The sequence below is a fragment of the Rhizobium subbaraonis genome (assembly GCF_900220975.1).
Classification (GTDB): Bacteria; Pseudomonadota; Alphaproteobacteria; order Rhizobiales; family Rhizobiaceae; genus Mycoplana; species Mycoplana subbaraonis.
The window spans coordinates 37726-64303 of the sequence record NZ_OBQD01000002.1; the positions used below are offsets into that span (position 1 = coordinate 37726).

The following is a 26578-nucleotide window of genomic DNA, read 5'->3' on the forward strand; positions in this document are numbered from 1 at the left end:
CGGTTTTCGCCGCGCCCGCCAGCCCGGAGCTCGCCAATTTCGTCTCTAACCTGTTCCGACATCGCAACGGGGCCAAGAAAATATGACCGACAAAACCACGCCGAAGATCCTGATCGTCGACCTGGTAGGCCTTGCCCCCGGACCGGACGGCCGCCCCGGCCATTCCGATGTCAAGGCGCATATCGAGGCCCGTGGTGGTGCCTTCCACGAAGGCTCCGCACGTGGCCGGCCTGCCCCGGAAGCCGGACGGCCACATTTCTATTACCTGCCCATGCTGTCGACCGAGGCAGAGCTTCTAGCCGAAGCCGGGGACGGACTCTACGACGCCGTGATCGCGGCAGCGACCTTCCTGCCGAAGGACACGCGCTTCGATCTCGGCGGAGTGCGGATCGGCTCCGGGACCGGCAATATGGGCTCCGCCAGTTGGGGCGGCGGCGACGGACGCGGCGGCATCGCCCCGCTGATGAACACGCCCGGTATCAACGCCCATGCCACTGCACAGATGGTCATGAAGGCGCTTCTGCGTGTTCGGCCCGACCTGCCGGTCGACGAGATGAACGCTCTTGTGGCGGCCGGCCGCATAGATACGGGCCGCGATCTTGTGCGTTTCCCGACGTGCAAGCTGGAGGGCCGGGTCTTTGCGGTCATTGGCTATGGCAATATCGGACGCGAAGTGGCGAAGCTTGCGCGCGCTTTCCGCATGACGGTGCGCATCCATGCCCGATCCCGACACCGTAAGTGGGTCGAGAGCGAAGGTTTCCACTATGCCGCGACGCCCCGTGACGCGGCAGATGGCGCCGACGTGCTTTCCGTGCATATCGGCCTCGGTCCGCTCGGTGCGAACGGCTACGCAAATGCCGGTCTCGTTGGCGAGGAGGTGCTGTCGGCGCTCGCTATGGGCGCTGTCGTGATTAACTATGATCGCGGCGAGCTGATTGATGTGCGGGCACTTTCTGCGGCGCTTTCGTCTGGCCGTGTCGCCCACGCCGCCATCGACGCGGACCTTTTCCAGGACCCTGCGCAGGGCACCCTGTCGGGTCCGATGGCCCCCTATTTGTCGCTCCTGCCGTCGCACGCGGAAAAACTGTCGCTCCTGCCGCATGCCGCCGCCGACACCGATCATCCGACCCGCGTTTCCGGCGCCATCCAAGCCGTGGATCAGATCCTCGATGCCATTCAGACGGGTGTCACGCGCAACCTGAAAGGCGACCTGCCGGCAGGATACAGCGATGGTGGTGCGACTTCGCCGACCGGCGCTGGTGAAGGCCGGCTGGAAGAGCTTCGTTCGGACGCCGCGCGGGTCGAAGCGCTAAGAACCGCCGGACGCGCCTTCTTGCTGGCGCTCAACAGCCTGGTGGAAGACGGCGCTGCGACGGCCGGCGAACAACTCCTGCTCGACAGCAACCTTCTTGCCACGCTGTTGCGCGCGGAGAGCTTGGAAGGCCCCTACAAGGGTTGACGACAGGTCAGCTTGTATGGGTTCAATCGGGCTTGCAGCGGAGTTGAAGCAGGTCTCACGGATCAAGAGCGCCCGTCCGAAGTCCCGCAGATCGTTGCGCTGTACCACCTCCTCCGGGAGCATCACCGCGGAACCGGCTGCGGCTAACATGCGTCAGCGCATGATCCTCCAAAATCCGCCCCGCGATAGAGCGACCTTTCGCGTCGAATAGGTGGATGTCATTCGTCCGCGCAGTGAAGCGGATAGTGTCCATCCTTGCGTATGCTTCGTCGTCCGCTGTCTTGATCAGGTATTTTTGAGCAGAACCGACCATATCCACGTAAAGAATCTGGACTTCGCCAAGATGCTCGACGAAATCGACTGTGCCGGTGAGCACTGGACCGTGTTCCCCGGCTGGGATAATCTGCGTGTTTTCAGGGCGAATACCGATGCTGAGCCTTTCGCCCACTGGCAGTACCCCGCGATCGGCAGACACGTTCAGCTCAGCACCGCACTCAAGCATGAGATGTGTGACGCCCTGCGACTTCCCCACGACCGTGCCTTCGAGAATGTTCATCGCCGGCGAACCGATGAACTGGGCAACGAAAAGGTTGGCCGGCCGCTTGTAGAGTTCGAGGGGCGTTCCAACCTGCTCGATGTTCCCGTCCTTGAACACGACAATGCGATCGGCCAAAGTCATTGCCTCGACCTGATCGTGGGTCACATAGATCATGGTCACATCCGGCATGCTTTGCTTCAATTTGGCGATCTCGATCCGTGTCGCCACACGCAGCGCCGCGTCGAGATTGGAAAGCGGTTCGTCGAAGAGGAAGACCCGCGGATTGCGCACGATGGCGCGGCCGATGGCGACGCGCTGCCGCTGTCCGCCGGACAGCGCTTTCGGCAACCTCTGCAGATACTTGCTAAGTTGCAGGATTTCCCCCGCCTTTTGAACCCGCTCGTCGATCTCGGCCTTAGAGACGCCGGCAATACGCAATCCGAATGCCATATTTTCGTAGACCGTCATGTGCGGATAGAGCGCATAGGACTGGAACACCATGGAAATGCCGCGCTTGGAAGGCGCCACGGTGTTCATCCGCTCCCCGTCGATGACGAGGTCGCCAGACGTTATCGTCTCGAGACCCGCGATCGAACGCAGCAGCGTCGACTTTCCGCAGCCGGAGGGCCCGACGAAGACAATGAATTCCCCCGACTTTATGTCGAGGTCGATCCCATGCAGGACTTCAAAATCGGCATAAGACTTGCGTATATTTCTCAGCGTGAGATCAGCCATCGTTCCCGCTCCATTTTCTTGATTTCACCCGCGAGCACACCGCGCCGTCAGGGCGCGAGCCCAGCCAGGAACCGCGTTATCCGATCCGGCTTCCTGTTTTGGATTTCGAGGTCATTCTTCCGGCGAATGGCCCGACGGACGACCCTGGCGCCTGCGTAGCGCAGGGGCTCTGGCGGCAGCCGCGTCCGTCTGCCGATGCCGACCAGTCCGCAACGGCTCCACACATCGTCGCGGCCGAGAACAAGGCTTGCCATGATCTTCCCGGCGACAGGGGCTTGCGCGATGCCCGTGCCGTTGAAGCCCATGGCATAGAAGATGTTCGGGTGGTCCCTGAGACGATCAAAAACCGGCAGGTGCTGCGCCGTGCAGTCGATCGGTCCGGTCCAGTCGTAGAGAACCGGCACCCCCTTGAGTAGCGGATAGACCCGATGCATTTCCCGGATATTGTCCACCCCCGCATCCCCGCTGCGGTTGAATCGATGGTCGATGCGGTCCCCAAAGGCAATGCCGCCGGTGCCACGCCCGAAGATGACCTCTCCGCCTGGCGTTCGCTGATAATAGAGCACGTGATGCTGCGCATCGCAGATCGAGGCGCCATCGGTCCATCCGATTTCGTCGAGGATATCAGGTACAGGTGCGGTGGCGATGACCTGGCTGCTGACAACGTAGAGATAGGGGTGCAGTTCGGGAATGGCCGACAGCCAGGCGTTTGCGGCAAGGATCACCTTGCCGGCAGACAGGACGCCCTTCGCCGTGCGTAATTGCGGCCTGTCGCCCGGCACGATTTCGAGAACCGGACTATGTTCGTGAATGATGACGCCCCTGGAAAGGGCGAGCCGGCGCAGGCCGAGGGCGAGCTTTGCGGGCTGGACGGTCCCTGCCCTCTCCTCGACGATGCCGACGTAGGAGGCGGCGGAGCCCGTGCGGAGCAGGATTTCTGCGCGTTGGAGCGGCCGGAAGCGCTCTTCTCCAATCGTACGGCACACGTTGCAAGCTTGCGCCCAGGCGCCTTCCTGCGCAGTCGAGCTTGCCGTCCATAGCCAGCCGTCGAGGCGCAGATCCATCTCGATGGTGCCTGCGGCCTGCAAGCTGCTCAGTTCCTCGATGGCATCGGTGGTCGCCCGGCACAGCATGAGCGCGTCATCCTCACCCACGAGCGCGCGCAGCATGTCGATTTCCGCAAACCAGCTATGAACCTGGCCGCCATTGCGGCCCGAAGCACCTGACCCGCAGAAGTCCGCCTCGAGAACGGTCACGCGCGTCAGCGGGGCTTGCTCCTTTATGCGTAGAGCCGTCCAGAGACCGGCATATCCGCCGCCGACGATCGCCACGTCACAGTCCTCGCTGCCATGCAACGGAGCGGTAACGGCGTCCGCATCGATGCTCTGCAGCCAGAAGGAGCGGTCCGCCTTTGCTGCAGCAACAGGAGGCCTCATCTTGATGGAGTTCATGCTCAGGCCCTCTGTGTCGTGCGGATGACGCTGGCGTACTTGTCCAGCAACCATTGGGGAATCGCCCGGATCGGCTGGGGAAATCCACCGAGATGCGTGCAGGTTTCCGCGGCATTGGCCGCGGAACGATCAAGGGCGGCCCGCTCCGAGCAGCCCTCGAAGAAGCGCGACAGGAGGAAGGTTGCGATGAAGCTGTCCCCCGCGCCGCAGGTATCTACCACGGTCACCGGGACGGAGCCTGCGGCAAACACCTTGTCGCCATTGTCGTAGAAGGAGCCGCGCTTGCCGCAGGTGACCACGACCTGACGCGCGCCCTCCGCCTTGAGCCGCGCGATCAGCGGCTCGACAGGCACGGCCGGATCGTCCGGGCCGGAGGCGAAGACCAGCGGAACGCCGTCGAGCGAAAGCTCGAAGTGGCGTGTGGATACGTCGACGCTGAACGGCACGCCATCCGCAACCAGGCAACGGACCAAGGCTTCGCTGGAGTTCGTGCCGAGATGGACCCAATCGGCCTGCCGCAGCGCCTCGTAGCGCTCCGTGCTCGGGACATAGCCCTCCCCGACGCCGAGGGATTCGAGAAGAAAGCGCCGCTCGCCCGCATCGTCGGCAAGCAGAGTCACGGCAGAAGAGCCGGGGCGTATCTCCACATCGCCCCGATCGAGGCCAGCCTCCTCGATGGCGCCGAACATGATTTCCGCTTCCTCGTCCGGTCCCAGTGCACCGAAGTAGCGGGTATTCAGGCCCAGCCGGCGCCATTGCACGGCGACATTGAGGGCATTCCCGCCCACGGTGACAAACCCCTTGGTCAGGTAGGCGTCGAGGCAATTGTCGCCGACGGCAATCAGATTGGGATTGGCGTTCTTCATAGTTCTTCCACTTGATCGAATGCTGGAGCGATGCCCCACGGTTCCGTCCGCCGGAGGACGATCTCGCCGAGATGTTCGGCAGCCCAGCGGAAGGCAAATTGCTGAAAGGAGAAACTCGCACCGATGAGTTTTTCGCGTTTCAAGATGGATTCCGCTCCTATTTCCCGATGCCTTCCGCAAGCCCGCGGATGAAGAAGCGCTGGGCCGCGAAGAAGGTCATGACGATGGGAAGTGCCGAGAGCGTCATGGCGGCGAAGACGACGGCATAGTTCGTGCCGTGCTTTGCCATGATGGACGTCAGGCCGACGGGCAGTGTCTGCAGGTCCGCGCCGCTGGTGAAGATCATCGCGAACAGATATTCGTTCCACGCGAAGAGCACGTGCAGGATTACGCACGACACCAGGATCGGTTTGCACAAGGGCAGCGTCACTTTCCAGAAGATCTGGCCTTCGCTGGCGCCGTCCATGATGGCGGCCTCATCCAGGTCGCGCGGCAGGCCGAGCATGTAGGCGCGGATGAGGAAGGTCGTGAAGGGAATGCGGAAAGCGGTGTAGAGGATGATCAGCGCCCAATAGGTGTTGTAGAGGCCGAGATCCTGCATCATGCGCACCAGTGGGATGACCGCGACCGTCGGGCTGAGCATGAGGCCACCGAGGACGATGCCGACGAAGAACGGCTTTCCCGGCAGTTTCGAGCGGGTCAGGCCGTAGGCGGTCCACGCACTGACCAGCACGGTGCAGACAGCCGATCCGAGCGTGACGATGACGCTCGTCGCGATATAGTTGCGGATGCCCTGGTTCCATGCCGCAATGTAGTTTGCGACGCTGAAGCCGCCCGGCAGGGCGAACGGGTTTCCGAAGATTTCGGCATTGGTCTTGAAGCCGTTCAGCGCCATCCAGAACAGCGGATAGAGGACGACCACGCCAAGGCTGATCAGAAAGGCCACGAGGCAGACCTTCGCCAGCACGGCGACGAAGTCGGTGCGCTCGGTTTCCCGCGATTGATGGGAGACGCTCACAGGTCGACCCTCCGTCTCTTCGTGTACCAGAGCTGCGCAAAGCCGGTTAATAGCGTGATGACGAAAATGACCGATGCGATGGCCGCGCCATAGCCGAAGTCATTTTCGATGAACCCCTGCTGGTAGAGCCATGTCCCGAGCACCTGGCTGCTGTTGTTGGGCCCGCCACCGGTCATGACCATGACCTCGTTGAAGACCTGGAATGCTCCAGTGATCGTGACGATCACCATCAGGCCGGTCATCTCGCGGGTCAGCGGAAAGGTGATGTTCCAAAGACGCCGCCAGGTCCCTGCCCCGTCCATGATCGCCGCTTCGTAGAGTTCGCGTGGGATCTTCTGGATCGCGATGGCAAACAGCAGCGTCGAATAGCCGAAACCTTGCCATTGGCTCATGGCGATGATGGCATATATCGCGGTCTGTTCCTCGCCGAGCCAGGCGCGCGACCAGTCCGCCAGGCCGATCTGCGTCAGCGCCGAATCCAGAAGGCCGATGTCGGGTTGATAGATGAAATAGAAGAGAAGGCCGGTGACAGTGATGGAAATGGCCGAAGGCACGAAGTAAACGGCGCGCCAGAAACGGCGCCACCTCTCCTCGCTCAGCCCCTCAATGAGGGCAGCCAGAACGAACGCGCCGAAAACCTGGAAAACGACGGAAATAACGGCATAGAGCGTGTTGTTGAGGATTGCCGTCCCAACCACGGGATCGCTTTGCAGGCGCCGGTAGTTATCCAGTCCGACGTAGGCCGTTTCGCCCGTGAAGATGTCCTGGTTCTTCGTGCTGACGACGAAGTTGTCGATGATCGGATAGTAGACGAACCAGAGGATCAGCACGAATGCGATCACGATCCAGCGGAACGAAAGGATACCGGTTATCGGGCCGAGCCTGGCCCTTTCAGGCCGGCGCGACCCGGTGAAGCCGATTTTGACGGCTTCACCCTTGTAGTCATGCTTCACCGCAGTAATCACTGGCCGATCCTTATTTGGACGAAGCCGCCGCTTCCTTTACGCGCTCCACCACCTCTTCGGGCGTCATCGAGCCGCCGATCAGGGCCTGCAGCCCCGAAAGCCAGGCAGCCGCCACGCGCGGCGGGTTGGCCGTGTCGAGCCAGGGCATGAGATAGGAGGAGTCCGCGATCACCTTCAGACCATCGACGACGGCCGGGTTCATGGTTTCGGCCGAATAGCCGCCGACCGTCGCGCTCGGTTGGCCGTAAGGCGGCGCCGACAGGATCTTGCCGTTTTCAGCTGAGGTGACGAACCGCATGAAATCGATCGCGAGCGGAATGTTCTTCGAGGCTGCGTTGATCATGTAGCCTTCCGGCGCGCCCTCGATGGCCTTGACGTCGCCCTTGGCATCCTTCGGAGCCGGCAGCTTGAAGAAGCCGAAATCCTCGCGCTTCAGAGCGCCCTCGGCCGTCGCCTGATCGAATTCTATGATCTCCTGATAGTACATCGCTGACTTGCCGTTGCTGAACTGTTGCAAGGCCGATGCGTAGGAGGAGCCATTGGTGCCGGCTCCATCAGAGCATTCGTCGATCAACTGCTTGAACTGCGTCAGGCTGACGACGTAGCCCGGATCGCTATATTCGGCCGTGGCCGGGACGAAGTCCTTTTCAAGCGTCGCCTGCGGCACGTTGTAGGCAAGCAACTGCCCCGCATAGTGAACGCCCGGCCAGCCTTCCTTGTTGCCGAACGAAATCGGCGTGACGCCGGATTTGCGGAGCGTCGCGCAAGCGCTCAAGAACTCCTCGAAGCTCGCCGGTTCGGAAACGCCCGCCTTTTCGAAAAGACCCTTGTTATAGCCCATGAACTTGGCGTCGAGATAAAGCGGAATACCAAAGAGCTTGCCATTGTACTGGAAGGCGGAAACGGCGGCGTGTGCGAGTTCCTTGCCCCATTCGGTCTCCGGGCCGATGACGGGGGTGAGGTCGACGGCGCGATTGCCGCGCACGAAGTTCTCGCCCCAGCTGCCTGTCCATGTGAAGTAGATGTCGGGCAGCGAGTTGGATGCAACCAGGGCTTTCGTCTTGCCCTTCACGCTGTCGTCGCTCTCCTGGATCAGCTCGACCTTCACGTCGGGGTGCAGTTTCTCGTATGCCTTTGCCGCATCGACAAAGAAGGGGGAGAGTTGCTGCAGGCCGAATTTCGTCAGAACGCTGATCGTGCCGGAGTGTTCGACTGCAGCGCTGGGATCGGCGACGACCGGCTCCGCCGCAGCCGCGCCGCTGGCGCCGCCAATGACGAACGCGGCTGCAACGAGCGATCCGAGGCTCGTCGTGCTCAAAAACGTGTTGGCTTTCATTTCGCAGTTCCTCTCTGTTGTCGTTCGCTTCTCAGGGCATGCCAAGGTCCGTAACCCTGTCCGGCGTCACCGACGGACAGGGAAACGCTCAGTATTCGACGCGCTTGTAGTAGCGGCGCGTGGTCAGTGGGTGATCGCGCAGCACTTCCAGATGCGCGCTCAGGCGCTCCAGCATGGTTGCCAGGATGACAGGCGAAATGAGACCGCGCGTCTCGGTGGACAGGCCCGGAAGGCTGGCCGCAGCCGCATCGAGGATGCGCACCTTGTCGGTGTAGCGCTTGGCGAAGTTCTCCACCCGGTCAGTCAGCGGCCGGCAGGCGTCCTCGCCCTTGAAGATGAAGAGGCTGACGCCCGGCTCCACCAGTTCGAGCGTGCCGTGGAAGAAGTCGGATGCATGCACCGGACGGGTGCGGATCCACTGCATCTCCTCGAGGATGCACATGCCGTAGTAGTGAGCTTCCGGCCAGACCGATCCCGCACCGGTGAAGATGTGATAAGTCTCGTCCTTGATGTCCTTGGCGAGTGCGGCAGCCTCGGTCTCGTAGCTTTCCTTCACCGAGACCAGCAGTTCTGGCAGCAGCTTCAGTTCGGCCACGGTTGCGTCGAAGTCGGCATATTCGCCGCGCTCTGCGAGCAGCGCGAGGACGATGATCAAGCTCTGCAGGTAAAACGATTCCGAGGAGGTATCGTCCTCGGCGAAGTTGGTGAAGTTGTAGTCGGCGTCGCGACCGAGCGGGGTGTCCTTGTGCCCGGTCAAAGACAGCGTCTTCACGCCGCGTTCCTTGAGGAAGGACAGAAGCTGGACGCTTTCCTTGGTCGTGCCCGACAGCGAGGGCAGGATGACCAGCGCCTTCTCGTTCAGACCGGCCGGCGGCTCCAGAACGACCTGCGCGGAATAGGCCGCGGAAACCGGGAAAAGCGTCGAGTTCCGAGCAAGTTCGATGGCCGGCTGGGTGAGAAACTGCACACCGCCGGTCCCAATGAAGAAAATGCGTTCCAGACCGTCATTGAGCAGTTCACGCATCAGGTGACGCACGTCCTGAGCGATTGCAACTGCGCCGCTTTGGATCTTTACAAAGCGATCTCTATCGAAGTTGAGCATTAGAACCTTCCCGTTTTGCGCGTCGCCAGATCGCTGTCGTAGCGAGACCGCGTCTTGCGCAAATGATCTTTGAGACTGTGTGAGATCGATCTCACACATATTTAGCGCACAAGAATTTTGCGGTGGCAAGTGGGCAGTCCAAAAATTTTCCGATGGGGGTGCTAGCTGTTCAGGCGTCTCTTCGGCGGCTGACGGAACCACGAACTATCATCTTGGTTTCAAAGCGTAATTTCTGCGGTTTACCGCATTTTCCGGAGAGCCGATCGAACAGCAACCGAGCTGCCGCGCGACCGATTTCAGCCACTGGCTGAGAGACGACCGTGATCTGCGGATCGGTAAATGTCGCCAGATTGAAGTCGTCGAAACCGATCAGTGAGACGTCATGGGGAATCGAAATGCCCATGGAACGGAAAGCCAAAAGCGCGCCCTGCGTCATCAAGCTGTCGACCGTGAAAAGCGCGGTCGGTGGGCTCTTCTGGCTGAAGAGGCGTATGGTCGCGTCGACGGCATGCTCAACCGTTGATTGTGAAACGGAAACCATCCGATCGTCCGGCGCAATACCGCCTGCGGCAAGGGCGGCCCGGTAGCCGCTCATGCGCTCACGCGAGGTGAAGATGCGCATGTCGTCCTGCAACAGTCCGATTCGGCGATGGCCCATCCCGATCAGGTACTCGACGGCCTTGCGCGCGCCCCCCTCGTTGTCCACGACGACGCTGTCGCAATCGATGCCCTCCGCTACGCGGTCGATCAGCACCAGCGGTACGTTTTCTGCGATCAGACCCTTGAGATGGGCGTTGTTGTCGGCCGACGTCGGCGCCACGATGAAGCCGCGGATACTGAGCGACTGGAGGCTCGCCAGCAGAGAGATTTCCTGTCCAAGTTCCTCTTCGCTGCTGCCGATGACCAGATTGTGTCCGCACTCGCGGGCGAGAACCTCGATGTCGTGCGCGATGCGCGCGAAGAACGGGTTCTGTATATCGCCAAGGATGCAGCCGACGATCGGCAACTGCCCGCTACGCAACGCCTGCGCCAGCCGGTTGCCGCGATAGCCGAGCTTTTCCGCAGCGGCCTGAACCTTCTGGGCGGTTTCGTTGCCAACATAGCCATAACTGTTAAGGGCGCGGGCAGCCGTTGCCCGCGACACATTCGCCAGCGCCGCCACATCCTTCAAAGTCGCCGGTTTCCGAACCATTTCACCCTTCGCCATCGCACAAGCAGGATCCAAGACGATCCTCCTTGTAGCGTCGGGTCGACGGTTCGCATAGGCATGCCACCGCGGAAAGCGGCATGGTGTCTGCAACCGCCGATCCTGCCCCTGTACGGGCGGAACGTTGAGAGCATCGGATGTTCCGCTCCGGTCGCAATCTCGAAACCCGATACCTCGCCAAGGATGAGACCGAGCGTCGCTCCGCTGTGGCTGAAGACGACATAGGCGCCGGGAACGGCCTTGCGGGCACCGACCACCGGCTCGCCATCGCCCGGGATGGGTTTGCCGCTGGTGAAATTGCATCGATCGACAAGATCAATTCGATCATCGAAACCTAGCCCAAGGGTATTGCCGGCTTCGAGCGCTATACACGGTTTCTCGATACCCAGCCCGACATCAAAGATCACGAGGGTGCACGGGACGCCGGGCGGCTGCACGGCGATATCGCCTATCGAGCCGTCTGCTTCGGCTACCGGCCCGACAGGCCGATCCTTGAGGGTCTGGAATTGACGATCAGGGCAGGAGAAACGATCGCCCTCGTCGCCCCCCCGGGTGCAGGCAGGACGACAATCTGCTCGTTGCTGCCGCGCCTCTACGAGACCATGTCCGGTACGATCACCGTCGATGGCATCGATCCATGATCGCGCAGCCGTCGCGATAGGTGCCGAAGGCTTCGACCTCCGGTTCTTGGCGTAAAGCACAATTATGGAACTATGTTACTTGTGCAACTTCGCGCTTGGCTTGGCAGCACACAATAGATCAGGTGTCCCCTCGTGTTAAATGCGCACTACCCAGACTTTAACCGACCACGAGGATGCTCGGATCCGGAAATAGGTCCGGCCACATGGCGGCGAACATTTCTTCGCCTACACCCGGCGCTGTAGCATAATTTGAATAAGGTTTCCGCAAGAGCTGCAGGTGCAGGTGTGGAATCCACCAGCCGTTCTCCTCGAAATCCCCAACGGTGGCAAAGGCCGTAGCGGCGGCGATCCGGTCGCCGATCTTCCAGCCTCGGGCCGATCGGTGGGTCAGATGCCCCCAAAGCGACCAAAAGTGCTTTCCCGGCTGCCATTCGTGTTCAAGCACGAGCACGCCACCGTAGTCGAGGCTGTCGTTCATGATCATGGTCTGCACGACCGTTCCGGCCAGCGGCAGAGAAAGAACCGTTCCGGCCGGTACGAACACGTCGAGCCCCAGATGAAGATTTCGGCGCGCATTTCGATCGAAGGCGGAGATGTAATTGTCGGTGCTGTAGATCGTGCGCTTTTCCAGCCAGGGGCCGATTGCGACCTCATGGCCGCTTGCCTGCATCAGCGCATCGTAAAGGGATTGTGCCGTCTCGCGGTCTTGTGCGGCCAAGGCATTGGCCAACCCCGAGCCGGCACTACCCAGATCGAGAACGGTCAGCCGCGACTGTTCAAGAGCCGGCGAAAGTAGATCGCTCCAGCTGCCGGCATTGGCGTCAAGCCATGCTCGAAAATCCGCCGCATCCGGCACGATCTCGAGCCCAGCGCCAAGACGCAATGCGGCTTCCGCCACGACGGGATCCATCGCATCCAGCCGGGCAGCCACGGCCGGGTCTTTGTTGCACGCCTTCACCCATGCGAAATAACTGCCGCCATTTGCGCCGGCAAAAGTCGCCAGATGCTGGCCAAGGCGATTGAAATCGTAAACGGGCTGCGCAAGCAGATCGGCAGTATCAGCGTGTTGGTTCATGGCGTTCACTCTTCGGGACGGTATTGTGCCATGCGTTGGGCCAATTCCGCTTTCCCCTCCCCGCGCAGCTTCTCCTCAGCCGCCAGCATGTCGCGCCGACGTTCATCCTGCCCGAGCTTGAAACGGCTCTCGACCTTTTCGATCGGCAATTCGTAGCCCAGTATGTTCGGCAGGCGTCGTTCAAGCCCTTCCGGTCCGAGTTCGCCCATCTCCCAGGCCTTTTCCCGATCTTTCTCCATATGGGTCACCAGGTCACTGAGATGCTTGGCCGTCGCCGCGGCCGAGATCACCTCGGGCCTGCCATGAAAATGAACGACAATGAAATTCCAGGTGGGAGCGCTGTCGCGCATCGGTGCGGCGGGATACCATGAAGAGGAAATGTAGCTGCCCGTATCCATCAGCACGGCGACGGAGGGCATGCCGCGTCGGATCAGCGCGGCGTGATCATTGCCGACAGCGACATGGGATATGAGGCGATTGCGCTTCCTGTCGGCCATGAAGATCGGGTGGGAAATCGCCACGCCCTGCTGATGCGGCGTGATTAGGGTTCCCATCACCACCCGGCCTACGACATCGAAGATTTCGTCGTCAGCATGGGGCGCGAAATAGGGTTTTGTATAAAGCATGCGGAAAAGCCTCAAGCGTGAATGGCCGGCCGGCGCACCGACCAGGGATAATGGCGTTCGAGATGGCCAGCGAGCGTCAAGAGCCTTGCTTCCTCACCGTAGGGAGCCAGGAACTGGATACCGATGGGGAGTCCGCCTGCACTCATCTCCAGCGGCACGCTCATGGCGGGAATACCCGCAGCATTGGCGGGATGCGTGAAGACACTCGCTGACAGGAACAGATCGGTAAAGCGACGCCAATCGGTGCTGCGTACGTTAAACGTGTCGAGCGGCTGCGGCAGGCAGGGCATCACCGGCGACATGATCAGATCGACCTCGGCGAAACTCCGCGCAAAACAGCGCGCTGTCGCATTAACCCGATTGCGTGCGCGAATAACCTCCGATGCCGAAAGACTGCGACCGTATTCGGCAAGGGCGACATTCACCGGCTCGAAATGCCGGTCATCCGCAGGGTAACCTGTATCCTGCGCAATGTCTTCGACCTCGATTGCGGTATAGGTGGCGATCAGCTTTCGCAACGCCTCGGCCAACGCCTCGCCGTCATGGGACAACGAGATCGGGACGACGTGATTGCCCAGCGCTTCAACCTTCGCCACCGCCCGTTCCAGGGCCGCCCCCACTTCGAGATCGACCGACATGCCCAGGGCGGTCTCGCTGACAAGACCGATGCGAAGCGGCGCCTGCCCGCGTTCGATTGCGGAGAGAAAGGGCCCCTCAGGCGTGGGAGCGACATAAAGCGGCCCAGGTTCCGGCCCGGATGTCAGGTCGAGCATCAGCGCGGAATCGCGCACGCTGCGCGTCAGCACATGATGGCAGACCAGGCCGCCCCAGTTTTCCGACGAAATCGGGCCGCAAGGTGTACGGCCACGCGAAGGCTTAAGACCGAAAAGGCCGGTATTGGACGCAGGGATGCGGATGGAGCCAGCACCGTCATTGCCATAGGCCAGCGGCACCATACCCGAAGCCACGGCCGCCGCCGAACCGCCCGAAGAGCCGCCGACGCTCGCCTCGACATTCCACGGATTGAGTGTCGGACCATGCAGCGTGGGTTCTGTCGCAATGTTGCAGGACATCTCCGGCATATTGGTCTTGCCGACAACCACCAGACCAGCCGCTCGGTAGCGGCTGACGATGGCATGATCCGCCTTCGACACGTTGCCGACGGCCGCCCGGCAGCCATAGGACATTTCCACTCCGGCATAGGACGGGCAGTCGTCCTTCAGGAGCATTGGAACACCCCGAAGCGGGGCCTCCGCCGGAAGCGACGCAAGCTGTGCCTGCGCCGCTTCCCGCATTTCGAGGATAACGGCATTTAACGCTGGATTGACCCGGCGAATGGCAGCGAACGCCTCATCGACAGCCTCGTTTGGCGTGAGGACACCGGCGGCAACGGCCTCGGCCACGCCAACGGCATCGGCAGTGACATAATCGAAATCCCGTATTGTCATTGCGTCTTCGCCTCTTCGTCAGTTCGCGGTTTTGGAAACGCCCCAGAACCGGTGTGTGCCGCCCTGCCAACCGAGATAGCCTTCCACCGCAGGCGCAAGCGCGGTGACGCTGGGGATATTGTAGAGGCCGAGGATCGGCACCTGCTTGCCCATCTCGGCATTCAACTCGGAGAACACTGCCTTGCGGTCGGCAGGCTCGCTCAGGGCTTCAACCTTCTCCAGGAGCGCTGCGGCCGTCTTTTCGTCCCACATACGTGTCGGTTCGGCCTTCTTGTCGCCGATCAACGACTGGAAGCTCAACAGCGGATCGAGACGGGCGGAATAGGCGAAGATTGCCAGCTCATATTTGCCGGATCGATACTGGTCGAGTTGGGTCGCCCAATCCCTGACATCCAGACGCGAATTGATGCCCGCGCTGAGCAGCATCGCCTGAACGATGGTCGCCACCTGCACGCGGTTCTGCCTGTTTGCAACGAGGATGCTGATCGCCTCACCCTTATATCCGGCCTCGGCCGCCAGCTTGCGCGCCGCCTGGGGATCATAGGCCGGCCATGCGGCTGCGGCGTTGTCGTAGTAATAGGTCCCCTCGGAAAGCACAGAGGGGTTTGGCTTGTAGAGCCCGTTGCCCAGCGCTTCGGAGAGCTGCTTCAGGTCGATCGCGTGGGCTATCGCCTGGCGCATGCGCGGGTCGGAAAGGGCCGGAGCTTCGGTCTGCAGTTGCAGCGTCATCCAGGCCGGCGTCGGCTGGATGTTAACCGTGATCTTGTTGGCCTTCAGGCTATCGAACAAGGTTGGTTCGACCTCATCGATCACATCGATTTCCCCGGCCTGCAGCCCATTGGAGCGGGTGCTCGCGTCCGGCACCGTCATGAAACGGATATTCTCGATGGATGCGGTCTTATTTCCCGCTAGACCATCTCTATTGCCGGGAAGCGCCGCGTAGCCAGCATAGCGGACGAGATCTAGATAGCGACCGGGCTGCATTGAACCGAAGGCATAAGGGCCTGTGCCGACGGGTTTAATGAAGGCGCCCTGCGCATCGACCGAGGATTTGCCGATGATCCAGGGCGTGCATTGTATCGTCGCAAGCGTCGTCGGGAAATTCGGTGCGGAGGCGTCGAAGGTGAAGCGAACCGTAGCCGCATCGACGGCCTCGATCTTCGTCAGCTTCGGACCGATCTGACCGTTGTAACGGCCCACGCATTGGAAGGCTGTGGCCGGATCGAGATAGCGCTGGAAATTCCAGACCACATCGTCGGCGGTCAGCGGCTTGCCGTCGTGGAAGGCGACACCGCTCCGCAGATGGAAATCATAGACGGTACTGTCGTCATTCACGGTCCACCTTTCGGCAAGCATCGGCTTGACCGAAAGATCGTCGCCAAAAGCAACGAGACCTTCCACGACATGGGAAAGCACGACGTCGGAATTGGCATCGCGGTTGATTCCGGGGTTGAGGCTGGCGACGTCCGCATGCACGGCCACCCGCAGGGTGTCGGCATCGGCCGCCAGAGCCGGCGCAGCGATCACCGACAGCCCCGCGAGCGCCGAGGCCAGTGAGTATCGCAAATTCAGTCCCATGTCGTTGTTCCCGTTTTCTGGAGGTGAAACTTATTGTTGTTGCTTGAGGATGGTGCTGAAGAAGTCTTCGGCCGGATCGGCCATGTCGAAGGGCGAATGCGCCACGCCCGGCACGACATCGCGGCGTACGCGAATGCCAGCAGTTTCGAAGGATTGCGCCAGCGCCTCGATGCGGTCGAGGCGGTTGGCGCCCTGCAGATCGGCCCCGTCCATCCAGAGCTTGCTGTGACGCGGAATCGTGATTTCCCAGGTCTGGGTATCCTCGCTGCCGACCAGGGTTTGCACCGCAACGTTCCGCATAGCCTCGATGTCGATCTTCCGATCGAACCGATGCTGGATGTCGCGCACGCCGACCCACCAGTCGTAGTCAGCGTTGAGAAGCGTCACGACGCCGGGCGCGCCAATGGAGACGGCTCGCAGTCGCAGTGGATGCAGCATATAGAAACGCTGGCAGAACTGGCCGCCGCCCGAATAGCCGTACATGAGGAAACGGCGATCGCGCAAACGGTACTTGGCCGCCACCTCGTCGACCATCGAGAGCAAGATAAGATCGTAGCGGATGCCGTGGAATTCGATGCGCTTATAGTTGGACAGTTCGCCCGGCTCGATGATGCCGACGGGGAATAGCGGCGCCAGCACGATGCAGTCGTTCTTCTCGGAAAAGCCGGCGAAACGATCGCGGTACCAGGTAGCGGTGCGTCCCGTACCGTGGACGATGACCGCAAGGTCGTAGCGCTTTTCGGCGGTTTCGCTGTAGTCCTGCGGCACATAGAGGCAGTAGCTGAAGCGCTGGTCCATCTGGCTGGCGAAGAACGGCGTCGCACCGAAATCGTAAAAGCTCAGCTTTATCCCGTGCCCCTGCCGCTGCCTTTCTTGTGTGTCGGCCATCTCGTCTCTCCCTCTCAACTCTGCAATACAGCGGCGGTTTCAGGCGCATGCCGCCATTTCAGCCTGAGGCCACCGGTTTCGGTCGGTTCGAGCATCGGGATCGCGCTGAGAAGTTTCAGCGTGTAAGGATGCTGCGGCGTGTCGAGAATTGCGTCGCGCGTTCCCTGCTCAACGATCATCCCGTCCTGCATTACGACTACGCGGTCGGCAATTTGCTCCACCACGGCGAAATCGTGAGTAATGAACAGGCAGGCAAAGCCGTATTTTCGTTGTAGGTCCGCTAGCAGGGAAAGCACTTGCGCCCGAACGGTAACATCGAGTGCCGAGACAGCTTCATCGGCGATCACAAAGGAAGGCCGCCGGACGAGCGCCCGGGCAATCGCCACACGCTGCCGTTGGCCGCCGGACAACTGATGAGGATAACGCTCCACGAGCTTCGGATCGAGCGAGACATCCAGCAGCGCTTCGGTGACAAGGCGAGCGTGATCCGACTTCGGGATTTGCGGCAGTATGCGCAGGCTCTCGGCGATTAGGGCACCCACCTTCATCCGCGGATCGAGCGACGAGAACGGATCCTGAAAGACCATATGGCATTGTTTGCGATAGCGCGCCCGCGCCTCGCCCTTCGGATCCGAGAGGTCAAGGCCGCAGAACCGGATCGTACCGGCCTGGTAATCCGTCAGGCCGGCAATCGCCCGCGCAAGCGTCGTTTTGCCGGAGCCGGAACCGCCGACCACAGCGACTACTTCGCCGGGGCGGATATCCATGCTGACATTGCGCACCGCATTTTTGACAGTGTCGCGGCTGAACAGCCCGCCGCGCCGGACGAAGGACACGCCGAGTTTCTCGACAGATATCAGCGGATCGTCGCCAATCTCGGGTCTTGATGGTGCACGCGCAGGCAAGGAGGATAACAACTTGCGGGTATAGTCGTGCTTCGGCGCGGAGAGCACAACCTCCTTGTCGCCGGCTTCTACGATATCGCCATGCTGCATCACAACGATGCGGTCGGCATAGCGGGCCACCATCGACAGATCGTGGCTGATGAGCATGACCGCCGTCCTGTACTCCCGGGTGAGTTCGGCGAGCATATCCATGATGTCGCGCTGGACGACGGCATCGAGTGCCGTCGTCGGCTCGTCGGCGATCAACAGTGCCGGGCGCAGCAGCATCGCGCTGGCAATCATGATACGCTGCCGCATGCCGCCGGAGAATTCGTGGGGAAAGGCCTTCAGCATCCGTGCACCATCGCCGATGCCGACGCGTTCCAGCATGGCAAGAATGCGCCGGCGCCGTTCGGCGGCATCGATACCCCCATGCAGCGCCAGCCCTTCCTCCATCTGCCGGCCGACGGACATCGACGGATTGAGCGAGGTCATTGGCTCCTGAAAGATCATCGACACGCCGGGACCACGGATCGCGCGCATTTCTTCCGCGTTCATGTCCCGAAAGGCGCGGCCGCGAAAGCGGATATCGCCATCGATCAAGCGAACCGGCTGCGGCGAGAGGCCGATCACGGCACGACCGAGCATGGTTTTTCCCGACCCGGACTCGCCGACGATGCCGACCACTTCCCCGGGTGCAACATGAAGGCTGGCATTGCGTACGATCGTCACGTGGAGCGCCGGAACGCCAAGCGTTACATTCGCGATTTCGAGAAGCGGAGCCTTCGTCATGCGCGTTTCCTCATGCGGGGGTCGAGCAAGTCGCGCAGGGCATCGCCCAGGAGATTGATGCCCAACAGGGAGAGGGAAATGGATAGGCCCGGAAACACGACAAGCCAGACGGCCTGATCGAGGAAGCCACGGCTGCTAGCCAGCATATTGCCCCAGGTCGGCGCCGGCGGGGCGACGCCGAGCCCCAGGAAGCTGAGCGAACTTTCCGCCAGAATGCTCCAGCCACAGATCGACGTGGCAAGAACGGTCAGCGGGGCTACGCAGTTCGGCAGGATGTGCCGCCACATGGTAAAGAGGCTGGCATTGCCCATGACCGCCGAAGCTTCCACGAATTCTCGTGTCCTGAGACCAAGCACCGTGCCGCGGACCACCCGCACGACCGACGACATGTAGATGAGGCCGAGAGAGAGGATGATGCCGTACTCCGTCGCGCCAATCACGGCAAGCAGGCCGAGCGCGAACAGCAGCCCGGGAAAGGCGAGCAGCACGTCGTTGACAGCCATGATCACGCGATCGACCCAGCCGCGCAAGAAGCCGCTGGTCACACCGAAAACCGTGCCGCTGACGACGGCAAAAATCACGGTCAGCGCACTGATCTTGACACTGGTCGCAGCCCCCTGCATCAGACGGCTCAGCTGGTCGCGGCCAAACTCGTCCGTACCCAACCAATGCGCGGCGCCGGGCGCAGCAAGCCGCGCGGCAAAATTCATCGCCAGCGGATCGTGCGGCGTCCAGACCATGCCGATCAGGGCCACGACCAGCAACACGCCGACCAGCAATCCGCCAATGTAGAGATTGATCCCGGACTTGTTCATCGCGCGGCAATCCTAGGGTCGAAGAAGGGATAAAGGAGATCCACCATCAGATTGACCAGGATGTAGATGGCAGCGATGAACAGTAGGCAGCCTTGGATGACCGGGTAATCCCGGGCGAAGATGGCATCGACCAGAAGCCGGCCCAGCCCGGGGATTGTGAAGACCGTTTCGATAACGGCGACGCCGGCGAGAAGATTGCCGAGGATCAGCCCAAGCAGCGTCCATGTCGGTCCGAATGCATTGCGGAATGCGTGCTTCCACATCACCACGTGTTCCGGCAGCCCCTTGGCGCGAGCATGGGTGATGTAGTCGAGGCTCAGCACCTCGAGGGTCGAAGCTCGCGCCATGCGCAGGATCACCCCGAGTTCGTGCAGAAACAGCGTCAGCACCGGCAGGACCAGATAAACGAAGGCCCTCTTGGGATCCTCGGAAAAATCCGCGTAGCCGACGATCGGCACCCAGCGCAGATGCAGCCCGAACAGCAGCAGCAGCAGCATGCCCATCCAGAATGTCGGGATGGACAGAAGCAGCGTTGCACAGCTGACAAGTGTTACGTCGCGCAGGCCATTCTGCTTCCAGGCCGCGAACATGCCGAGCGGCACGGCGACCAACGTCCCCAGCACGATGGCCGGCACCACGATCCGCAGGCTGACGAGAAAGCGGTCGATGATCGAAGGCAGAACCTCATGGCCCGTCGCAATCGATCTGCCGAGATCCCCCTGAAACAACAGCGAGACCCATATAGCAAACTGTTCGGGAATGCTCCTGTCGAGCCCGAACCGTTCTCTTAGGGCCGCCAACCCCTGCGCATCCGAAGCATCGCCCAACATCAGCGCTGCAGGATCGCCAGGAATGAGACGGATCAGAACAAAAACCGTGATCGCGACCAGCACGAGCGTCGGTATTGCCATTGTGAGGCGGCCGAGCACGAAGCGAAACATTGCTAGTCTCCGATCTGCCGAGATGGCTCCCGCAGGGCCGCATCCTGCGGCAGCGGTCGCCAATCATCCAGGGCATAGGAACGGAACGTCCGGTTGAGCGCAGGCAGCGGAGCAATCTCCATAAAGCCCTTGGCCGCATCAATGACGATCATTGCCACCGTTGTCGAAATGCTGTTGGTCTCGCTCTCGCGGGGCGGACGGCAGACGGAATAGGGCATAAGAAAATCGTCGAACAGCGCGGCCTTCAGGTCCTCGCGTCCCAGCTTCTCGCCGCGTTGCTGAAGAATACGGCGCACGCGCCAATCGCGGTAATAGCTCTCTGGAACATAGGGTATGCCGGTATCGCGCAGTTTCGACAACGCGACCGGGCTCACCCAGTGGTTTGCGTGCACCAGCAGCCCGTTTTCCGGATAGAGCGGGAAGGCTTCGTCCGGAGCGCATTCCAGGTCGATGCCGAATCCGGCGGCCGATGCGACCATGATGTTGTTCGAACAGGATTTTGGCGTGGTCGCCACTGCCTTGATCGCCATGGCGAAATGGCTGCCTTCCAGCACCTTCCGACGGATCGCGCCGAGCGGCACGCCCTGTTGGATGAAATCACGCTCGCATTCCAGGTAGTTGGCGGTGATCGAGGTACCGACGGCATTGAAGCCGCTGCGTGCCAGACCGCCCGCCTCGACGAAGGTGACAAAATCGGGACCGTCATCGCCACGACGGACACGCAGGACCACACCCGTTTCGGCACACTCGGCCCGCCAGTCCCAGTTCTGCGCATGCAGCAGCGTTCCGGTCTCGCTGCGCTCCGGCATGACGAGCGCGCAGGTGCAGCCGTCATCCGGATCATCCTCCTCGGCCGCACCGAGTTCTGCCCGCGCGACCGCGACGATCTCCGTACGCGCATTAATCATCACGATGTCTTCGAACGAAACGCCGGAGCCTTCGGCAATGCCATGCATCTCGTCGACATAGGCGGCGTCGAACTCGCCGATCCGGTCAGCATAGGAACGGATAAGAGCTACCCTGCGGTCTTCCGGATAACCCAGCTTTTCTAGGGCGCCACCATAGAGGCGCGCGCTGAGCGCGATTCGATCCGAGAGAAGCGTGCCGTATTGCCGTCCACGCTCGTGGGGAGCGCCTGTCAGAGTCACGAGCGGAAAAGGTTGGGTCTGCATGTCGGCTCCGTTTGAACTTTTTTGGTTCTGTATATGCATAAAAAACCAATGTCCATTACTTTGTCCGCTGTTTTAGGTTTTTGAGCAAATGATGATCGATTGCGTAGCAGCTACGATTTGCCTATATTCGTGCGTGACAGGACGATGCGCCGGACAACGGCGCTGATGGAGGCGCCCCTTGGCGGAAACCGCAACACTCGAACAGACATCAGGGCTCAGCAATCTCCAGGCCGAGGTGGCCAGGAAGGTCTTAGGCCTGATCAACCAGGGCCGATGGGCGGTGAAGGAGCGCATCTCAGAGACGGCGCTTGCGCGCGAACTCGGCGTATCACGCACACCGGTACGGCAGGCGCTGCAGATTTTCCTCGCCGAAGGGCTGATCGAACATTCTCCGACGCGCGGCTTCCAGCTGGCGCGCGATCCGGGCGACATGCCGATGGCAGACGTGATAGGCGAATCCGAAACCGATACGCTCTATAACCGGTTCATGGAGGCCCGCGCCTCCGGCAAAATCGGCGAGGAAGTCTCCGAGACGGAACTGCTGGAGCAGTTTTCAACGACCCGCGGCGCGGTACGGCGCACGTTAATGCGGATGGCCAAGGAGGGTCTCGTTAATCGCCGGGCCGGACATGGCTGGCAGTTCGCCGAGTGTTTGGTCAGCAAGGAAGCGGTCGACGAAAGTTACGAGTTCCGCCTGATCATCGAATGCAACGCCCTGCTCGTGCCACGCTACACACCAAAAAAAGATCAACTGCATGCGCTAATTCGTGAACAGGAAGCGATGCTGACGCGACCCATCCAGGAAATCAGCCGTATCGAATGGTTCTCGATCAACGCCAAGTTCCATGAAACGATCGTTGCCTGGGCCAACAACCGCTTTCTGACCGAGAGCCTGGAACGCCAGAACAGTCTGCGGCGCATGACCGAACTCAGCGACTTCTCCCACCTCAGTGAACCAAGGCTTCGCGAATCCGCGCGCGAACATCTGATGATCCTACGCGCTATCGAAGCCAAGGATTACACCTTTGCTTCCGCACTCGTTCGCAGGCATTTGACCGGTGCCGGTGCGACCTCCTTCGATAGCTGAAGGTGTAGATGTCCGATTTCGTTTCATCTCAGTCTACTCAGCAGTCAGAACCGGATCCGCGCGTAGCAGTGGAAAGCCCGTGGCCGGCGCAAAAGTCTGCGCCACGGACAAAAGCCTTGTCGGGCATTAAGCGAACAACGTGACATCGCCTACCTGCGACGCAACGCCGCGCCCCGCGAGAACCGCAGTCGAGCACCCACACAGAACGCATCGACGTTTCCAGTCTGCCTTTGCGAGTGTCGCGGTGGACCGCGGCGCAGTTCGATCGCCAAAGCGAACCATCGCACCTCCCACGTCAGTAGATAGCGTCAGGAAAACTCCCGGCCCGCCGAGACCTGCGCAGAAAAATTCTCGAAGAACTGGGCTGCAAGTTTCTGCGCCGTGCTGGCGATGAGCCGGCCTCCGAGCATGGCGAGTTTGCCGCCGACATCGGCCTTCGCCGCATAGCGCAAGATTGTGGCGTTGCCGTCCTCGCGCAATTCGACATCAGCTCCGCCCTTGGCGAAACCTGCAACGCCGCCACTCCCCTCCCCGGTCAGTGAAAACCGGTCCGGCGCGCCGGCAGTATCCAGCGTCACCTTGCCGCCGAAAGTCGCCTTGACCGGGCCGACCTTCAGCGCAACCTTGGCTTCGAGTTCGGTGTCAGAGACCTTGTTGAGCTCCTGGCAGCCGGGTATTGCGGCTTTCAGCACCTCGGGGTCGTTGAGTGCCGCATAGACTTCGTGCTTGGGCGCCTCTATGCGGATTTCGTCATGCAGTTCCATTGGTCTCCACCCTCACATGCAACAAAAACGACGCTGCAGCAGCAGGCCGAGGTAGAAGGCCTCGTCCTGCCCGTTCTCAGCATCCGGCATTTCGCTCGGTTTCTTCCTCGCGCCAAGCAGCCTCTCGCCAACAAAGGCCAGTGCCCGGCGCAATGTGCCGGGCCCTCCCGCGCCGGCGGACGAAACCGGCACCGCGACATCACCGGCTTCGGCTGGTGCGTTGTGGGCGACGGTCCCCCTAGCCTCCGTCCCTGCCCGCAGGATCCCTCGGTGGTGGCGGCGCCGGACCTCCACCAGCTCGGCGACGATCGAGAGCGCAATCTCCTCGGGCGTCACCGCGCCGATGTCGAGCCCAGCGGGCGCCTTCACCCGATCGAGGTCTTCCGTACGTACGCCGCTCGACCGAAGCTTCTGCTTCAGCGACGCTGCCTTTGCGCGGCTGCCGACGAAGGCGATGTGGGCGGCGGGAGAGCCGAGTGCGGCGCGCAGCGCCGCCTCGTCGCCCCGCCCCTGCGTCGCCACCACCAGGTAACGCTCGCCCGGCGCGTCCGCCGGCAGGAGATAGCCCTCGATCCGGTCGTCGACCTCGGGGAAGGCTTGCTGGTCGGAGGCAGGCGCACAGGCGACCGTGTGAAAGCCGAACCGCCGCGCGAGATCGGCCAGAGCCACGCCCACCGGGCTCGCCCCCAGCACGTAGAGATGCGGAACCGGCAGCACCGGTTCGACGAAGACGTCCATACTCCCCTTTGACGGGCACATGTTGCGGGCGAAGCGGACGCCGTCGCGCATCTCTCCCGGAGAAACGCCGAGTTCGGCGAGCAGATCCTCCGGCTGCACGGAGACGAGCCGCGGCTCGCCGTCGGCGATCGCCTCCCGCGCTGCCCGCAGCACCGCGCCGCGGGCGCAGCCGCCACCGATCCAGCCCTCCGCAATCGTGCCGTCCTCAAGGATCACGGCCTTGGCGCCGGCCTTCGCCGCAGTAGCCGCAACGGTGCGCACCACGGTCGCCATGACATACGGCGTGCCGGCACGCTTCAGGCCTTCCGCGATCTGGTCGATGTTCGGTTTCCTCATCATGCGAGCCTCCTCCGCTCACATCCCTTGAAGATGCGGTCTAAGTGCTGCGAGCGAATCCAACGTATTGGCCGCCGCAAAGAGATCGAGATGCGGCAGCGCCGCGGCCATGCCGCGCGCCACTGGCTCGTAGCCGTTCCAGCCCTTCAACGGGTTCAGCCAGACGATCTTGCAGCCCCGCCGTTTCAGCCGCGCGAGCTCGCCGCCGATCAGTTCGGGGGGATCGGTATCGTAGCCGTCGGACAGGATCACCACCACGGTCCTGCCGGTCACCATGCCGCGTGCATACTGGTCGTTGAACGCCTTGAGATTGGCGCCGATCCTCGTGCCGCCGCCGAAACCGTTCGCCATCAGCGACAGGCGCTCGACGGCCCGAAGCGTATCGTTGTCACGCAGCGCATCGGAGATCCGCACGAGCCGTGTGTGCAGCAGGAAGGCATCGGTGCGGCTGTCGGCGCTGACGAGGCCCTGCAGGAAGGCGAGAAAGACGCGCGCATAGACCGTCATGGAGCCGGAGACGTCACAGATGGCGACAATATTGACCGGCCGATCCGGACGGCGCCGGCGCAGCAGTTCCACCGGATCGCCGCCATGGGCGACAGAGCGCCGGGCGATCCGGCGCAGATCGAGCAGGGCGCCGCGGCGAGCGGCCCTGCGGCGCCGAGACCGGCGGTCCCGCAGCGAACGCGCAATCTGTCGGGCGACCGCTTCCGCCTCCGCCAGTTCCTCCGGCGTGGTGAGACCGCGCAGATCGGCGCGGCGAACGGCCTCGATGCGCGAGGCGAGCAACCGTCCGCTGCCCCCCTCGCTTTCGCCCTCGCTGTCATTGTCCGGCATGTCCGGAATACCGCCACCGGTGCGGCCCTGCATCATTTCGCGGATTTTGGAGGTCGCGCGGGGCGGGCGGCGTTCGCCATCATGCCTGTGCACCGCCCTCTCGCGCCGTCGGCCATGATTGAGCCAATAGCCATCGAAGAGATCATCGAAGGCGCGGAAGCCTTCAGACCCATGGGCGCAGACCGACTTCAGCGCCAGCCTGACCTCGTTGCGATCCGTCGCATCGATGGCGCCGAGCGCGGCAAGCGCGGTCTCGTTCTCCGGCATGCCGGCATCGAGCCCGTTCAGCCGCAGATGCGCCATGAAGCCGGCCATGCGCTCCGACATGGTCTGACGATCCGGAAAGCGGGTCGTGCGCATCAGGCAGCCTTTCCGACCAGACGCTGCTGCACCTCGATCGGTACGGCGGCGCGGTCCGCCTGGGTCTTCAGCAGGCAGACCAGCGTTGCCTGCAGCTCGACGGGATCGTCCGTAAGATCGTTGATGCCGAGGCCGGCGATTGCCGCCGCCCAATCCAGCATTTCCGCCACGCCCGGCTTCTTCTCGAGGTCCTCCTTGCGCAACGCCTGGACGACGCCGACGATCTGCTCGCAGAGCCGCGCCTCGATCCCCGGCTGGCGGGCGGCGAGGATCGAAAGTTCCGTCGCGCGGTCGGGATAGTCGACATAGGAATAGAGGCAGCGGCGACGGAGCGCGTCGGAGAGGTCCCGCGTGCCGTTCGACGTCAGGATCACGTGTGGCCTGGTCCTTGCCGTGATCGTGCCGAGTTCGGGGATCGTCACCTGGAAATCCGACAGGAGCTCCAGCAGATAGGCCTCGAACTCTTCGTCCGCGCGGTCCACCTCGTCGAGCAGAAGCACAGGCGCCTTGTCCTGCAGGATCGCTTCGAGCAGCGGCCGGGCGAGCAGGTATTTCTCGGAGAAAATCCGGTCTTCGATGTCCTCGCCGGGCGCGCCGCTCGCGGTCGCCGCCCGGATGGAAAGGAGCTGCCGCTGGTAGTTCCACTCGTAGATAGCAGAGGCCGCATCCAGCCCCTCGTAGCATTGCAGGCGGATGAGGCGCGTGTCGAACAGTTCGGCGAGCGTCTTCGCCAACTGGGTCTTGCCGACGCCCGCCGCTCCTTCGAGCAGCAGCGGCTTGCCGATCGTCACGGCGAGATGCAGCGCCATGGCAAGGTCGTCTGCGGCGACATAGCCATGCTTTGCGAGTTCGTCCTTCAGCGTCTTCCAGCTCATCGTGATCATCCCGGCAAGAAGGCGGGCCGGCCTCGTACCGACCC

General features: G+C 62.0%; 23 protein-coding genes and 3 pseudogenes. 3 read left to right on the forward strand and 23 right to left on the reverse strand.

Going from position 1 to position 26578, the window contains the following annotated elements; all coding sequences use genetic code 11:
- Nucleotides 1-82: 82 nt before the first annotated feature.
- Nucleotides 83-1459 carry an NAD(P)-dependent oxidoreductase gene (locus tag CRO48_RS02540; RefSeq protein WP_097136153.1) on the forward strand — a complete coding sequence of 459 codons (1377 nt, stop codon included), beginning with the start codon at nt 83-85 and terminating at the stop codon, nt 1457-1459.
- 55 nt (nt 1460-1514) lie between these two features.
- On the opposite strand, the gene CRO48_RS02545 is transcribed toward CRO48_RS02540, so the two are convergent.
- The 10 genes and pseudogenes from CRO48_RS02545 to CRO48_RS32790 form a co-directional block, all read right to left on the reverse strand.
- Nucleotides 1515-2732 (reverse strand): ABC transporter ATP-binding protein, encoded by a 1218-nt coding sequence (locus tag CRO48_RS02545; RefSeq protein WP_097136155.1) that lies wholly within the window; start codon nt 2730-2732, stop codon nt 1515-1517.
- A 47-nt stretch (nt 2733-2779) separates the two neighbouring features.
- A complete protein-coding gene (locus tag CRO48_RS02550; RefSeq protein ID WP_097136157.1) occupies nt 2780-4183 on the reverse strand; it encodes an NAD(P)/FAD-dependent oxidoreductase in 1404 nt (467 codons plus the stop codon).
- 2 nt (nt 4184-4185) lie between these two features.
- The gene (locus CRO48_RS02555) at nt 4186-5049 is read right to left on the reverse strand and encodes a PfkB family carbohydrate kinase (protein ID WP_097136160.1); all 864 of its coding nucleotides are present in this window, start codon (nt 5047-5049) and stop codon (nt 4186-4188) included.
- Nucleotides 5046-5192, reverse strand: a complete 147-nt coding sequence (locus tag CRO48_RS32040) for a hypothetical protein (RefSeq protein ID WP_176526630.1) — start codon at nt 5190-5192, stop codon at nt 5046-5048. Before CRO48_RS32040 ends, CRO48_RS02555 begins: the two co-directional genes overlap by 4 nt.
- 14 nt (nt 5193-5206) lie before the next feature.
- A complete protein-coding gene (locus tag CRO48_RS02560; RefSeq protein ID WP_097136162.1) occupies nt 5207-6067 on the reverse strand; it encodes a carbohydrate ABC transporter permease in 861 nt (286 codons plus the stop codon).
- Nucleotides 6064-7032, reverse strand: a complete 969-nt coding sequence (locus CRO48_RS02565; RefSeq protein ID WP_245423399.1) for a carbohydrate ABC transporter permease — start codon at nt 7030-7032, stop codon at nt 6064-6066. Before CRO48_RS02565 ends, CRO48_RS02560 begins: the two co-directional genes overlap by 4 nt.
- 10 nt (nt 7033-7042) lie before the next feature.
- On the reverse strand, nt 7043-8368 hold the full coding sequence (locus CRO48_RS02570) for an ABC transporter substrate-binding protein (RefSeq protein WP_097136164.1): 1326 nt from the start codon (nt 8366-8368) through the stop codon (nt 7043-7045).
- Between the two features lie 88 nt (nt 8369-8456).
- The gene (locus CRO48_RS02575; protein WP_097136165.1) at nt 8457-9470 is read right to left on the reverse strand and encodes an SIS domain-containing protein; all 1014 of its coding nucleotides are present in this window, start codon (nt 9468-9470) and stop codon (nt 8457-8459) included.
- A gap of 169 nt (nt 9471-9639) precedes the next feature.
- Nucleotides 9640-10632: a LacI family DNA-binding transcriptional regulator gene (locus tag CRO48_RS02580; RefSeq protein WP_245423400.1), complete on the reverse strand. Its 993-nt coding sequence runs from the start codon at nt 10630-10632 to the stop codon at nt 9640-9642.
- A gap of 152 nt (nt 10633-10784) precedes the next feature.
- Nucleotides 10785-10964 (reverse strand): annotated as a pseudogene (locus CRO48_RS32790) (D-amino-acid oxidase); the annotation flags it as partial.
- 18 nt (nt 10965-10982) lie between these two features.
- Here CRO48_RS32790 and CRO48_RS02590 point away from each other — a divergent pair.
- Nucleotides 10983-11312: pseudogene (locus tag CRO48_RS02590) on the forward strand (ATP-binding cassette domain-containing protein); the annotation flags it as partial.
- A 163-nt stretch (nt 11313-11475) separates the two neighbouring features.
- Here the strand turns inward: CRO48_RS02590 and CRO48_RS02595 are convergent.
- The 9 genes from CRO48_RS02595 to CRO48_RS02635 are packed head-to-tail and all read right to left on the reverse strand — an operon-like array spanning nt 11476 to nt 21537.
- Entirely contained in the window at nt 11476-12393 is a 918-nt protein-coding gene (locus CRO48_RS02595) for a peptidoglycan DD-metalloendopeptidase family protein (protein WP_097136167.1), read from the reverse strand.
- Nucleotides 12394-12398: 5 nt separating this feature from the next.
- The gene (locus CRO48_RS02600) at nt 12399-13019 is read right to left on the reverse strand and encodes an FMN-binding negative transcriptional regulator (protein ID WP_097136168.1); all 621 of its coding nucleotides are present in this window, start codon (nt 13017-13019) and stop codon (nt 12399-12401) included.
- Nucleotides 13020-13030: 11 nt separating this feature from the next.
- Nucleotides 13031-14467 carry an amidase gene (locus CRO48_RS02605; RefSeq protein WP_097136170.1) on the reverse strand — a complete coding sequence of 479 codons (1437 nt, stop codon included), beginning with the start codon at nt 14465-14467 and terminating at the stop codon, nt 13031-13033.
- A gap of 18 nt (nt 14468-14485) precedes the next feature.
- The gene (locus CRO48_RS02610) at nt 14486-16045 is read right to left on the reverse strand and encodes an ABC transporter substrate-binding protein (RefSeq protein ID WP_097136171.1); all 1560 of its coding nucleotides are present in this window, start codon (nt 16043-16045) and stop codon (nt 14486-14488) included.
- Between the two features lie 30 nt (nt 16046-16075).
- Entirely contained in the window at nt 16076-16933 is an 858-nt protein-coding gene (locus tag CRO48_RS02615) for a hydrolase (protein WP_097136172.1), read from the reverse strand.
- Between the two features lie 14 nt (nt 16934-16947).
- Complete coding sequence (locus CRO48_RS02620) at nt 16948-18609, reverse strand: dipeptide ABC transporter ATP-binding protein (RefSeq protein WP_097136173.1); 1662 nt, start codon at nt 18607-18609, stop codon at nt 16948-16950.
- Nucleotides 18606-19424 carry an ABC transporter permease gene (locus CRO48_RS02625; protein ID WP_097136175.1) on the reverse strand — a complete coding sequence of 273 codons (819 nt, stop codon included), beginning with the start codon at nt 19422-19424 and terminating at the stop codon, nt 18606-18608. Before CRO48_RS02625 ends, CRO48_RS02620 begins: the two co-directional genes overlap by 4 nt.
- Nucleotides 19421-20365, reverse strand: a complete 945-nt coding sequence (locus CRO48_RS02630; protein ID WP_097136176.1) for an ABC transporter permease — start codon at nt 20363-20365, stop codon at nt 19421-19423. Before CRO48_RS02630 ends, CRO48_RS02625 begins: the two co-directional genes overlap by 4 nt.
- Nucleotides 20366-20367: 2 nt before the next feature.
- Nucleotides 20368-21537, reverse strand: a complete 1170-nt coding sequence (locus CRO48_RS02635) for a C45 family autoproteolytic acyltransferase/hydolase (protein ID WP_097136177.1) — start codon at nt 21535-21537, stop codon at nt 20368-20370.
- A 178-nt stretch (nt 21538-21715) separates the two neighbouring features.
- Between CRO48_RS02635 and CRO48_RS02640 the strand changes: the two genes are divergently transcribed.
- Nucleotides 21716-22624, forward strand: a complete 909-nt coding sequence (locus CRO48_RS02640; RefSeq protein WP_097136178.1) for a GntR family transcriptional regulator — start codon at nt 21716-21718, stop codon at nt 22622-22624.
- A 308-nt stretch (nt 22625-22932) separates the two neighbouring features.
- Here CRO48_RS02640 and CRO48_RS02645 read toward each other — a convergent pair whose 3' ends face one another.
- From CRO48_RS02645 to CRO48_RS02660, 4 genes and pseudogenes are all read right to left on the reverse strand, one after another.
- Nucleotides 22933-23388 carry a CoxG family protein gene (locus CRO48_RS02645; RefSeq protein WP_097136179.1) on the reverse strand — a complete coding sequence of 152 codons (456 nt, stop codon included), beginning with the start codon at nt 23386-23388 and terminating at the stop codon, nt 22933-22935.
- A 264-nt stretch (nt 23389-23652) separates the two neighbouring features.
- A pseudogene (locus CRO48_RS02650) lies at nt 23653-24465 on the reverse strand (XdhC family protein); the annotation flags it as partial.
- 15 nt (nt 24466-24480) lie between these two features.
- On the reverse strand, nt 24481-25659 hold the full coding sequence (locus CRO48_RS02655; RefSeq protein WP_097136180.1) for a vWA domain-containing protein: 1179 nt from the start codon (nt 25657-25659) through the stop codon (nt 24481-24483).
- A complete protein-coding gene (locus tag CRO48_RS02660) occupies nt 25659-26543 on the reverse strand; it encodes an AAA family ATPase (RefSeq protein WP_455363834.1) in 885 nt (294 codons plus the stop codon). Before CRO48_RS02660 ends, CRO48_RS02655 begins: the two co-directional genes overlap by 1 nt.
- Nucleotides 26544-26578: the final 35 nt, after the last annotated feature.

What these genes read in the sequence shown, in the direction of transcription:
- CRO48_RS02600 (WP_097136168.1), bottom strand. Translation starts at nt 13,019, where the DNA reads ATGCTTTATACAAAACCCTATTTCGCGCCCCATGCTGACGACGAAATC.
- CRO48_RS02610 (WP_097136171.1), bottom strand. Translation starts at nt 16,045, where the DNA reads ATGGGACTGAATTTGCGATACTCACTGGCCTCGGCGCTCGCGGGGCTG.
- CRO48_RS02620 (WP_097136173.1), bottom strand. Translation starts at nt 18,609, where the DNA reads ATGACGAAGGCTCCGCTTCTCGAAATCGCGAATGTAACGCTTGGCGTT.
- CRO48_RS02550 (WP_097136157.1), bottom strand. Translation starts at nt 4,183, where the DNA reads ATGAACTCCATCAAGATGAGGCCTCCTGTTGCTGCAGCAAAGGCGGAC.
- CRO48_RS02540 (WP_097136153.1), top strand. Translation starts at nt 83, where the DNA reads ATGACCGACAAAACCACGCCGAAGATCCTGATCGTCGACCTGGTAGGC.
- CRO48_RS02570 (WP_097136164.1), bottom strand. Translation starts at nt 8,368, where the DNA reads ATGAAAGCCAACACGTTTTTGAGCACGACGAGCCTCGGATCGCTCGTT.
- CRO48_RS02615 (WP_097136172.1), bottom strand. Translation starts at nt 16,933, where the DNA reads ATGGCCGACACACAAGAAAGGCAGCGGCAGGGGCACGGGATAAAGCTG.
- CRO48_RS02635 (WP_097136177.1), bottom strand. Translation starts at nt 21,537, where the DNA reads ATGCAGACCCAACCTTTTCCGCTCGTGACTCTGACAGGCGCTCCCCAC.
- CRO48_RS02575 (WP_097136165.1), bottom strand. Translation starts at nt 9,470, where the DNA reads ATGCTCAACTTCGATAGAGATCGCTTTGTAAAGATCCAAAGCGGCGCA.
- CRO48_RS02655 (WP_097136180.1), bottom strand. Translation starts at nt 25,659, where the DNA reads ATGCGCACGACCCGCTTTCCGGATCGTCAGACCATGTCGGAGCGCATG.
- CRO48_RS02630 (WP_097136176.1), bottom strand. Translation starts at nt 20,365, where the DNA reads ATGTTTCGCTTCGTGCTCGGCCGCCTCACAATGGCAATACCGACGCTC.
- CRO48_RS02645 (WP_097136179.1), bottom strand. Translation starts at nt 23,388, where the DNA reads ATGGAACTGCATGACGAAATCCGCATAGAGGCGCCCAAGCACGAAGTC.
- CRO48_RS02555 (WP_097136160.1), bottom strand. Translation starts at nt 5,049, where the DNA reads ATGAAGAACGCCAATCCCAATCTGATTGCCGTCGGCGACAATTGCCTC.
- CRO48_RS02545 (WP_097136155.1), bottom strand. Translation starts at nt 2,732, where the DNA reads ATGGCTGATCTCACGCTGAGAAATATACGCAAGTCTTATGCCGATTTT.
- CRO48_RS02625 (WP_097136175.1), bottom strand. Translation starts at nt 19,424, where the DNA reads ATGAACAAGTCCGGGATCAATCTCTACATTGGCGGATTGCTGGTCGGC.
- CRO48_RS02595 (WP_097136167.1), bottom strand. Translation starts at nt 12,393, where the DNA reads ATGAACCAACACGCTGATACTGCCGATCTGCTTGCGCAGCCCGTTTAC.
- CRO48_RS02660 (WP_455363834.1), bottom strand. Translation starts at nt 26,543, where the DNA reads ATGATCACGATGAGCTGGAAGACGCTGAAGGACGAACTCGCAAAGCAT.
- CRO48_RS02605 (WP_097136170.1), bottom strand. Translation starts at nt 14,467, where the DNA reads ATGACAATACGGGATTTCGATTATGTCACTGCCGATGCCGTTGGCGTG.